The organism is Micromonospora sp. 15K316 (genome assembly GCF_004348525.1).
Classification (GTDB): domain Bacteria; phylum Actinomycetota; class Actinomycetes; order Mycobacteriales; family Micromonosporaceae; genus Micromonospora.
On record NZ_SMKG01000234.1, the window covers coordinates 1 to 8,900 of the forward strand.

At 74.3% G+C, this 8,900-nt stretch carries 12 protein-coding genes and 1 pseudogene; 4 read left to right on the plus strand and 9 right to left on the minus strand.

The window, feature by feature from the left end; genetic code table 11:
* Nucleotides 1-19 precede the first annotated feature (19 nt).
* Both E1211_RS27610 and E1211_RS27615 read right to left on the minus strand, forming a co-directional pair.
* Nucleotides 20-742, minus strand: a complete 723-nt coding sequence (locus tag E1211_RS27610; RefSeq protein ID WP_132352415.1) for an ABC transporter permease — start codon at nucleotides 740-742, stop codon at nucleotides 20-22.
* On the minus strand, nucleotides 739-1,425 hold the full coding sequence (locus tag E1211_RS27615) for an ABC transporter permease (protein WP_132352417.1): 687 nt from the start codon (nucleotides 1,423-1,425) through the stop codon (nucleotides 739-741). The genes E1211_RS27610 and E1211_RS27615 overlap by 4 nt, the downstream gene beginning before the upstream one ends.
* 2 nt (nucleotides 1,426-1,427) lie before the next feature.
* Between E1211_RS27615 and E1211_RS27620 the strand changes: the two genes are divergently transcribed.
* Nucleotides 1,428-2,465, plus strand: a complete 1,038-nt coding sequence (locus E1211_RS27620) for an ABC transporter ATP-binding protein (RefSeq protein WP_132352419.1) — start codon at nucleotides 1,428-1,430, stop codon at nucleotides 2,463-2,465.
* A 115-nt stretch (nucleotides 2,466-2,580) separates the two neighbouring features.
* Here E1211_RS27620 and E1211_RS27625 read toward each other — a convergent pair whose 3' ends face one another.
* From E1211_RS27625 to folP, 7 genes are all read right to left on the minus strand, one after another.
* Entirely contained in the window at nucleotides 2,581-3,081 is a 501-nt protein-coding gene (locus E1211_RS27625) for a hypothetical protein (protein ID WP_132352421.1), read from the minus strand.
* Between the two features lie 55 nt (nucleotides 3,082-3,136).
* Nucleotides 3,137-3,445: a hypothetical protein gene (locus E1211_RS27630; protein ID WP_132352423.1), complete on the minus strand. Its 309-nt coding sequence runs from the start codon at nucleotides 3,443-3,445 to the stop codon at nucleotides 3,137-3,139.
* Nucleotides 3,446-3,499: 54 nt separating this feature from the next.
* Nucleotides 3,500-4,705: an ABC transporter permease gene (locus tag E1211_RS27635; RefSeq protein WP_132352425.1), complete on the minus strand. Its 1,206-nt coding sequence runs from the start codon at nucleotides 4,703-4,705 to the stop codon at nucleotides 3,500-3,502.
* A 144-nt stretch (nucleotides 4,706-4,849) separates the two neighbouring features.
* On the minus strand, nucleotides 4,850-5,377 hold the full coding sequence (locus E1211_RS27640; RefSeq protein WP_132352427.1) for a DUF3180 domain-containing protein: 528 nt from the start codon (nucleotides 5,375-5,377) through the stop codon (nucleotides 4,850-4,852).
* A 19-nt stretch (nucleotides 5,378-5,396) separates the two neighbouring features.
* Nucleotides 5,397-5,924 (minus strand): 2-amino-4-hydroxy-6-hydroxymethyldihydropteridine diphosphokinase, encoded by a 528-nt coding sequence (folK, locus tag E1211_RS27645; protein WP_132352429.1) that lies wholly within the window; start codon nucleotides 5,922-5,924, stop codon nucleotides 5,397-5,399.
* Nucleotides 5,921-6,286 (minus strand): dihydroneopterin aldolase, encoded by a 366-nt coding sequence (folB, locus tag E1211_RS27650; protein ID WP_132352431.1) that lies wholly within the window; start codon nucleotides 6,284-6,286, stop codon nucleotides 5,921-5,923. The genes folK and folB overlap by 4 nt, the downstream gene beginning before the upstream one ends.
* Complete coding sequence (gene folP, locus E1211_RS27655; RefSeq protein ID WP_132352433.1) at nucleotides 6,283-7,170, minus strand: dihydropteroate synthase; 888 nt, start codon at nucleotides 7,168-7,170, stop codon at nucleotides 6,283-6,285. The genes folB and folP overlap by 4 nt, the downstream gene beginning before the upstream one ends.
* Nucleotides 7,171-7,525: 355 nt before the next feature.
* Here folP and E1211_RS27660 point away from each other — a divergent pair, with 355 nt between their 5' ends.
* The 3 genes and pseudogenes from E1211_RS27660 to E1211_RS27670 form a co-directional block, all read left to right on the plus strand.
* Nucleotides 7,526-7,840, plus strand: a complete 315-nt coding sequence (locus E1211_RS27660) for a hypothetical protein (RefSeq protein ID WP_120680125.1) — start codon at nucleotides 7,526-7,528, stop codon at nucleotides 7,838-7,840.
* A 12-nt stretch (nucleotides 7,841-7,852) separates the two neighbouring features.
* Nucleotides 7,853-8,215: a hypothetical protein gene (locus tag E1211_RS27665; RefSeq protein ID WP_120680123.1), complete on the plus strand. Its 363-nt coding sequence runs from the start codon at nucleotides 7,853-7,855 to the stop codon at nucleotides 8,213-8,215.
* Between the two features lie 49 nt (nucleotides 8,216-8,264).
* Nucleotides 8,265-8,900 (plus strand): annotated as a pseudogene (locus E1211_RS27670) (hypothetical protein); the annotation flags it as partial.

Genomic DNA, 8,900 nt, shown 5'->3' on the forward strand with positions numbered 1-8,900 from the left:
CGTCCCCGCCGCCCCGTCGTCAGCTTCCGACCACCGCGTCGGCGGCTCGCCGGTTCGCGCCCCGGCGGGCCGCGCGCAACGGACGCGGCGTGACGGCCCGCTCGACCACGGCCAGCACCACCTCCACCAGCACGGCGAGCGCGGCCACCAGCACACCTCCGGCGAGGATCTGGCCGCCACCGGCGGCGATGTCCAGCCCGAACCCGGCCCGGATGATCTGGCCCAGCCCGCCGCCGTTGACGAACGAGGCGAGCGCCGCGGTGGCCACCACCTGCACGGCGGCGGTCCGGAACCCGGCCGCCAGGTACGGCACGGCGAGCGGCAACTCCACCCGGCGCAGCACCTGCCATCCGGAGAGCCCCATGCCGCGTGCCGCGTCCCGCGCCTCCGGATCGGCCTGCCGCACCCCCGTGTACGCGTTCGCCAGCAGCGGCGGCAGCGCGAAGACCGCCAACGCGACGATCACCGACGGCCGTCCGAAACCGAGGAAGGTCAGCGGCAGGATGGTGAGCAGGGCGAGCGTCGGGATGGCCAGGGTCACGTTCGCCACCAGCACGACCAGGCCGCCGGCGCGCCCGGTGTGGCCGAGCCAGAGCCCGATCGGCCAGGCCACCAGGCAGCCCAGCGCGACGGCGGCGGCGGAGAGGACCAGGTGCTCGCCGAGCCGGTCCAGCACGCCGCCGGGGTTGGTCCAGTTCAGCGGGTCGTTGAGCCAGACGATCGCCTGCTCGATGACGCTCATGACGATCTCCGGGTGAGCCACGGGGTGAGCAGCCGGCCGACTCCGGCCAGGATCAGGTCCAGCACCAGGGCGAGGAGGACGCAGAGCAGCGTCCCGGCCATGATCTGCGCCTTGTAGAAGTTGTTCTGGAAGCCGGCGAAGATCACCTGTCCGAGCCCGCCGCGACCCACGACCACGCCGACGGTGACCAGCGCCACGGTCGAGACGGTGGCCAGCCGGAGCCCGGTGAGGATCCCGGGCAGGGCGAGCGGGAGCTCGATCCGGAGCAGCCGCCCCCACCGGCCGTAGCCCATGCCCTCGGCGGCCTCGCGCACCTCGGGCGGCACCTGGGTCAGCCCGGCGACGGTGTTGCGCACGATCACGAGCAGGGCGTAGAGCACCACGACGGTGAGCACGGTCACCGTGCCGATACCCAGGTAGGGGGCGATGAACGCGAAGAGCGCCAGGGACGGGATCGTGTAGAGCACCCCGGTGAAGGCGAGGATCGGGCCGGCGAGCGGGCGGAACCAGTACGCCACCACGGCCAGCGGTACGGCGATCAGAGCGGCGATCAACACCGCACGGGCGGTCAGCGAGGCGTGGTCGCCCAGCGCGTCGGCGAGCGTGTCAAAGTTGTCCCGCAGGTACTGCCAGGAGAACCAGGGGTTGCCCGGGTCGGCCCGGTAGCTCAGGCGGAAGGACATACGTGGACGTTACCCCGGAGACCTCCGGCGCCGGCGCGCGCGCGACCACCGGCGAGCGGCGCGCGGCGTCGATCACGTTGGAGGGTGTCCGCAAGCGTTACCCGGACGGGACCGAAGCCGTACGCGGGCTGAGCCTCGAGGTCGGCGCCGGCGAGCTGGTGGTGCTCATCGGCCCGTCCGGCTGTGGCAAGTCGACGGTGCTGCGGATGATCAACCGGATGATCGAGCCGACCGGGGGCCGGATCCTCCTCGGCGACGAGGACGTCACCCGCGTCGACCCCGTGTCGCTGCGTCGCCGGATCGGCTACGTGATCCAGAACGTCGGCCTCTTCCCGCACCAGACGGTCCGGGCGAACGTCGCGACCGTGCCGAAGCTGCTCGGCTGGCCCCGGGAGCAGGTCCGGAGCCGGGTGGACGAGCTGCTGGAGCTGGTCGGCCTCGAACCGGGCACGTTCGGCGGCCGGTACCCGCACGAGCTCTCCGGCGGTCAGCGGCAGCGGGTCGGGGTGGCCCGCGCGCTCGCCGCCGACCCGGTGGTGCTGCTCATGGACGAGCCGTTCTCGGCCGTCGACCCGATCGTCCGGGCCCGGCTCCAGGAGGAGTTCCTCCGGCTCCAGGCCGAGGTACGCAAGACGATCGTGCTGGTCACCCACGACCTCGACGAGGCGGTCCGGCTCGGCGACCGGGTCGCGGTGCTCTCCGAGGGCGGTCACCTGGAGCAGTACGACTCACCGGCGGCGCTGCTCGGCACGCCGGCCACCCCGTTCGTCCGCGAGTTCGTCGGCGCCGATCGGGGTATCCGCCGGCTGGTGGTCACGCCGCTGCGCCGCGAGGCGCTGGAGCCGGTGCCCGCCGACGGGGCGACGGACGCGCCGACCGTACCGCTGGACGCCTCGGCGTACGACGCCCTCGCGACGCTGCTCACCTCGGCGGCGCAGCGCGTGGTAATCACCGACGGTGGGCGACCGGTCGGCACGCTGGACCGCCGGCACCTGCTCGACCTGGCCGCCGGCTCCGGCGAACAGACGCGGTCGGAGTGACGGGTCCGGTGCAGCGGGAACCGAGCCGGGATCCGGCCGAGTGATCGGGTCCCGGCCGGGCGGACGACTCGGGCCGAGTGATCAGGGCCCGGGCCGGACGGCTCCGACCGGGTGATCAGGCGCGGCCGCCGAGGCTGGCCGTACCGATGACCCAGCCGCTGAGGAAGCCGTAGCCGGCTCCTTCGCCGGCGGCCTGCAACGCGCCGAGCATCGACGGCCCCGGCCCGAGGAGGACCGCCAGCAGCCCGGCGAGGCCGCCGGCCAGCACGAACGCCGCCCAGCCGGAGAAGAACTGGCTGAACCCGCCCGGTACCCGGGCAACCTGCGAGGCCGGCAGCACGTAGAGCAGGGCCGCCGCGAGGATCACCAGCAGGATGGCCCGCAGGTCGGCGGCGAAGACTCCGCCGCCCTGGTCCCCGGCGTCGATCCGCCAGGCCGGCCAGGCGAGCAGCCGCAGGTACCAGCCGGCCGCCGAGTTCGGATCGGTGTGGTTCCCGGCCCAGCCGGTGTACGCCGGGCTGCCGGCCACCGCGACGAGCACGAGCGCGGCGAGCGCGCCGGTGCCGGCGGCCGTGCCGTACCGGCTGAACGCGCCGGTCCGGTTGGTGAGCGCCATGATGCTGTCCGTTCCCGGCCCGCAGCAGCGGGCGGATGTCCGAGTGCCGGTCGCGTCAGTGCTTCATCAGGTAGTCGATGAAGGCGGCCCGCAGCAGCGGCGCGGACTCCTCGTAGTCGTGGCCGGAGAGCTCGCGCAGGAGCGCGGCGGCCTCGTCGATGATCGGTCCGACGGAGTTCGGCGCGCCGTCCAGCGCGGCGGCCTCGTCGGCGTTCGGCAGGTGACGCAGCACCGACCAGAAGAAGCCGACGTCGACCCGCTCCCGGGCGAGCGCGAACGCCCGCTCCCGCAGTTCCTCGGTGGGGAGTGCGTCCAACTCCTCGAAGGAGTGACCGCCGGTGGGGGTGGCAGGTGTCTCGCTCATGCCGCCGAGCCTAACCGCCGAGATCACCTCCGGCTCGTCGGACATGACCCCAGCTCAGCGGGCGTCGTCCCACCGGCGCGGTTCGTCCTCCCAGCGGGGCGACCGCCACGGGTCCATCGGCGTGTCCGCGGCGGGCGTCGGCAGGGCAGGCGGCCAGTTCTCCACCGGACCGGGCACCGTCCAGCCCGAGCTGATCGTGCCGTCGGTGGCCGGCTCCGGCGTCTCCACGGTGGCCGACCCGGGCCGCCCGTACCGCTCGATCAGCCGGGTGACGAGCAGCCCGACCCCCAGGGTCACCCCACCGACCGCCCACCGGCTCACCGTCCAGCCGCGCACGTCGGCGTAGGCGAGGAACGCGGACACCAGCCCCACCGCGAAGACGGTGCCGAAGATGCCGCCCCGGCGGCCGTACGCGCTGGTGCCGGCGAGCAGTGCCACGCCGACGGCGAGCACCGTCCAGTCCAGGCCGGTCGCGGGGGCCACCGGTGCGGCGTGGTTGGCCGCGACGAGCACACCGGCCAGCATGGCCAGCAGGGTCGAGCCGATCAGCGCGCCCGCGGTGACGACGGCGGCGACCGCCCCGCGGCGGCGCGCCGGATCCGCCACCGGGCGGAACCGGCCGACGAGCCGACGGACCGACCGGATGGCACCGAAGAGACCGCCGAGGACGGCCACCGCGGCGAAGCCGGCGACCAGGTAGTACGCGTGCCGGCGCGGGTCGTACTCCCCCTGCACGAGCACCGGCGCGGAGCGCCGCTCGATGTACACGATGACGCCGGCCGCCCCGGCGAGGCTCGCCGCCCAGCCCGGCACGTGCAGCACCACCACGGCCAGGCCGAGGAGCAGGCCGGCGATCGCGGCGACCACGGCGGCCGGGGCCAGGGCGGCCAGCACGCCACGGTCGCTCTGCTCGGCGAAGTGCAGCCCGGCGGCGACCGCCACCGGCCCGATGGCGAGATTCACCGCGGCGGTACGCAGGCTCAGCCCGGCGGCGAGGACGAGCAGGCCGAGGGCGGCCACGTCGACCAGCAGCGACTGGAGGCCGGCGCCCCGCAGCACTGCCGGATCCTCACGCCAGAGCAGCCAGGCGACGGCGGCCAGCCCGATCAGCAGGACGATCTCCCAGCCGATGTGCACACCGACGCGGTCCCGACCGGGCTCCCCGTGGAACGGGTCGTCGAAGACGTTGTCCAGCACGGCGGCGGGCACCCCGGACGAGGGCTCGACTGGCGCTTCCCGGCCCGGTTCGTCGTACCCCATGACGCCGCCTCCCCCTGGCCGGTCGTCCGGTCCGACGCGCGGGCGGACCGGAGGCGGCCGTTGCTGTCCGGTCGGAGGCACCGTACCCGCGCGGTGAGCCGCACGTAACCCCCCAGCCGGCGCGGGTACGCGGTGGCGCTGGGGTCAGCGCTGGCCGGGGCGGCTCTCCCGGTCGTCGGGCTCCCGCTCGTCCTCGGGCCGCTCCGGCACCCGGCAGGAGCGCTCCAGCCACAGCGCGGCGGCCACCAGGGCGAGCGAGGCGATGAGCCCGCCGCCCGCCGGGGCGCGGTCCTCGCCGGCGGCGCGGGTGGACTCGACGAAGAGCCACGCGGTCAAACCGGCGTAGAAGCCGGCGAAGATGGCACCGGCCAGTGACGACGCCTTGGCAAGCACCACGAACCGGGCCACCATCAGCGCGTTGACGGGCTCCCGGCCCGGCCGGCGCTCGATGCGACCCCGGGTGTTGACGGCGGCGTACCCCTCGAGCACGGCGAGCACGGCGAGCGTGACCACCGGCAGCCAGGGCAGCTGGGGGATGCCGCTGTAGTAGAAGGTGCTGATCAGCAGCCAGGCCGCCGCGGCGGCGGCGAGCCCGGCCACCACGAGGGTGGAGATCCGGGTCGGGCCCATCCGCCCCGTCCCGCCCGGCTGCGGGGACTGCGCCTGCGTCATGCCGGCCGGCTCCGCTGGGTCATGCCGTCGACTCTAACTCCAGATCCGGGCGCGGGCGCACTTCCCGCGCGTCGGCGGCGGCGACGCCGGAGTTCAGCAGGTCGGTGAGCCGACCGTGGCCGGGCAGCTCGCCGTGCGGCTGGATGTCGAGCCACGGCCGCAGGACGAACGCCCGCAGGTGGGCGCGGGGGTGCGGCAGGGTCAGCTCGGGGTCGTCGCTGAACACCGGCTCGTCGTCGTCGCGCCGGACCGCGATGACGTCGACGTCGAGGGTGCGCGGCCCGAAGCGCCGCCGCGGGTCGCGGACCCGCCCGGCGGCGCGCTCCGCGGCCCGGGCCCGCTCCAGCCAGTCGTACGGGCCGGCGGTCGGATCCTCGGCGAGCAGCACCGCGTTCAGGTAGGTGGGCTGGTCCGGGTCCCCCCACGGTGGAGTCTCGTACACCCCGGAGACCAGCCGAACCGAGTCACCGAAGGTGGCGACGGCGCCGCGGAGGTGGGCGAGGCGATCGCCGAGGTTGCTGCCGAGGGAGAGGACGGCGCTGCTCACCGGGCACGCCCACGGGTCATGGTGACGGCGACGTCGGTGAAGGTGTGCGGCACGGGCGCCTCCGGCTTGTGCACGGTCACCGTCGCGCTCGTCACGCGCGGGTCGGCCAGGCACACGTCGAGCAGCCGGTCGGCGAGCGTCTCGATCAGGTCGACCGGGTCGCCGGTCACCACCGCGACCAGCCTGTCGGCGAGTTCGCCGTAGTGGACGGTGTCGGCGACGTCGTCCGAGCGCGCGGCCGGCGCGAGGTCGAGTTCCAGCACCACGTCGACGACGAAGTCCTGCCCCTGCTCGCGCTCGAAGTCGTACACCCCGTGCCGGCCGCGGGCCCGCAGGCCGGTCAGGGTGATCCGGTCGGTCACCGGTCCCCCTCGGCTCCGCCGGTCGCCACGCCCGCGGTGACCGGCGCGACCAGGCGCGGACCGCCGGTGGCCCGCCAGACGGCGAGCGCGTCCACGGTGGCGCGGACGTCGTGCACCCGTACGCCCCAGGCGCCGGCCGCGACGGCGAGCACGCTGGTGGCGACGGTGGCCGCCTCACGGTCGCCGGGCGGGCGCGGGGTCCCGTCCGGGGCGGCGAGCAGCCGGCCCAGGTAGGACTTGCGGCTGGCCCCGAAGAGCAGCGGGTAGCCGAGGTCGAGCAGCTCGGGCAGGCGGGCGCTGAGCTGCCAGTTGTGTGCGGCGGTCTTGGCGAAGCCGAGCCCCGGGTCGACGACGATCCGGTCGGCGGCCACCCCGGCCCGCAGCGCCGCGTCGACCCGCTGGGCCAGCTCGGCCCGGACGTCGGCGACCACGTCGGTGTAGTGGGCCAGCTCGCGCATGCCGCGGGAGTGCCCGCGCCAGTGCATCAGCACCCACGGACAGCCCGCGTCCCGGACCACCCGGGCCATGTCCGGGTCGGCCAGGCCGCCGGAGACGTCGTTGACCACGGCCGCCCCGGCGGTCAGGGCCGCATCGGCGACGCGGGCCCGGGTGGTGTCGATGCTGACGGGCACGCCCGCCGTGGAGAGTTCGCGGATGACGGGGACCACCCGGGCCGCCTCGGTCTCCGGGTCGACCCGGTCCGCGCCCGGCCGGGTGGACTCGCCGCCCACGTCGATCAGGTGCGCCCCTTCGGCGTGCAGTCGGACGCCGTGTCCGACGGCGGCGTCGAGGTCGGCGTACCGTCCGCCGTCGGAGAAGGAGTCGGGCGTGACGTTGAGGACGCCCATGACAACGGGGGCCGGGGCCCGCACCAGATCGGTCACGACTAGACCGTACCGGTCGTCGGCGGGGCCTCGACCGCCCCGGGGCGGCCTCGCACAGCGGCCCTGACATGCGCATTGGAACAGGTGTACGATCGGTCGTCCACATCGTATCGGGCAGTCTCTTCGCGGCTTGTCGCATTCCGGGGCGGCCCGTACGCTGTGGAATTGCCCAGCATCGAGATGGCGAAGCGTGGAGGGAGGGCCGAAGCGGGATCAAATCGCCCAAAACTCGCCACCCTATGTGGTGAGTAACGAACGCAGGGCAACTTGGCTGCGCTCGAAATGGACATTTCTACCCGCGGGCTTTCCAACTGCACCGCTGCGGCGCCGCCGGCCGCGTTTTGGGGAGGTTTCAGTGATCGCCATCGAGCTCATGGAGCAGGCGTCGTCCGGCGTCGCCCACGCGCTCTCCGCCTTGGCGTCGACTCCACTCGCCGAGCCGGAACCGAAGGGCATCGACACCAACAGTGTCGTCACCTTCTTCGCCAGCAAGATCGCACCGATCCTGCTCGCCGTCCTCGGCGTCATCTTCATCGGCCGGGCCAGCCGCGGAGAGATCTCCAAGGTGCTGACCAGCTCGGCCATCGCGATCGTCGGCCTGGCCTTCATCGCCGGGGCGGCGACACTCTTCTTCGTCGGTGACTACCTGATCGACCTGATCTTCGAATAGGGCGCGGGCGACATGCGGCTGCGCACCGACGACGACATCTACCGGGCCCGCCTGGTCTATCTCGGGCCGCCCGGCTACACCCTTCCCGTCCACCTCCCGTACGCCCAGTACGGGCTCTTCATGCTGCTCGTCCCCCTCTACATGTTCATCCACTGGCTGTTCACGTTGCAGGTCGAGCTCTTCCCCGCCTGGGAGATCGCGCTCGCCATCGTGAGCACGTCATTCGTCTTCCGGTACGTCGACCCCGACCGGCCGGCGCGAGTGGTGATCCGCACCGCGCTGACGGATTGGCGACGCACCCGGGAGCCCGCCGCCGAACAGCGCGATCCTCGCCTGGTCGGCAGCGGGATCAGGATCCGGGAGGAACTGGCATGACCGGGCGTACGCCGACGGGGCGGTCACACGATGCGGGTGAGGCGGTCGCATGAGTCGCAATTCCACGCCGGGTTCCCCGGCCGGCCGTCCGGCCGCGCCGGGTAGTCACCGTGCGCGATCGTTCGACTACCCAGAGGCCGACGAGCTGGACGAGAACGCCCTCGATCCGGCGTTGGCCACCTCTCCCGGGCACGGCGGGGTAGGCGTCTTCCAGGCACCCCGCCCGCTGGCGCGACGCAACCCGCCCGCCGATCCGGTGACCCGACGAGCCACTCCGGCGGAGCAACCGCCGCCCCGGACACCGTCGCCGACGGGCGCGGAGAGTCCGGACATCGACTCCCCCTTCCTCGACCTCTTCGGCGCCCCGCGCCCCGGCACCGCCCGCCCGCTCACGCCGGCGCGACGTGCCGAGCGGGAGCACGCGCCGATCCCCCCGCAGCCGGCCGCGATCGAGCCGGCGGCCCCCGTCACGCCGGCACGGTCGCCCGGTGCCGGCCAGGAGCCGGCGCCGACCACCGCGCCGCCCCGTTCCCGCAACGACCGGCTGACCGGCCCGTCCGAGCCGGTCACCCGGTCGCGGGTGCCGCACCAGGCCGGCGACCGGTTGCCGGCCCGGCGGCCGGCGGTCGAACCGGAGCCGGTGGTCGAGCAGCCGCCGCCGACGCCGCCCGCCCCGGCGCTACCC

What these genes read in the sequence shown, in the direction of transcription:
- E1211_RS27610 (WP_132352415.1), bottom strand. Translation starts at nt 742, where the DNA reads ATGAGCGTCATCGAGCAGGCGATCGTCTGGCTCAACGACCCGCTGAAC.
- E1211_RS27615 (WP_132352417.1), bottom strand. Translation starts at nt 1,425, where the DNA reads ATGTCCTTCCGCCTGAGCTACCGGGCCGACCCGGGCAACCCCTGGTTC.
- E1211_RS27625 (WP_132352421.1), bottom strand. Translation starts at nt 3,081, where the DNA reads ATGGCGCTCACCAACCGGACCGGCGCGTTCAGCCGGTACGGCACGGCC.
- E1211_RS27630 (WP_132352423.1), bottom strand. Translation starts at nt 3,445, where the DNA reads ATGAGCGAGACACCTGCCACCCCCACCGGCGGTCACTCCTTCGAGGAG.
- E1211_RS27635 (WP_132352425.1), bottom strand. Translation starts at nt 4,705, where the DNA reads ATGGGGTACGACGAACCGGGCCGGGAAGCGCCAGTCGAGCCCTCGTCC.
- E1211_RS27640 (WP_132352427.1), bottom strand. Translation starts at nt 5,377, where the DNA reads ATGACGCAGGCGCAGTCCCCGCAGCCGGGCGGGACGGGGCGGATGGGC.
- E1211_RS27665 (WP_120680123.1), top strand. Translation starts at nt 7,853, where the DNA reads ATGCGGCTGCGCACCGACGACGACATCTACCGGGCCCGCCTGGTCTAT.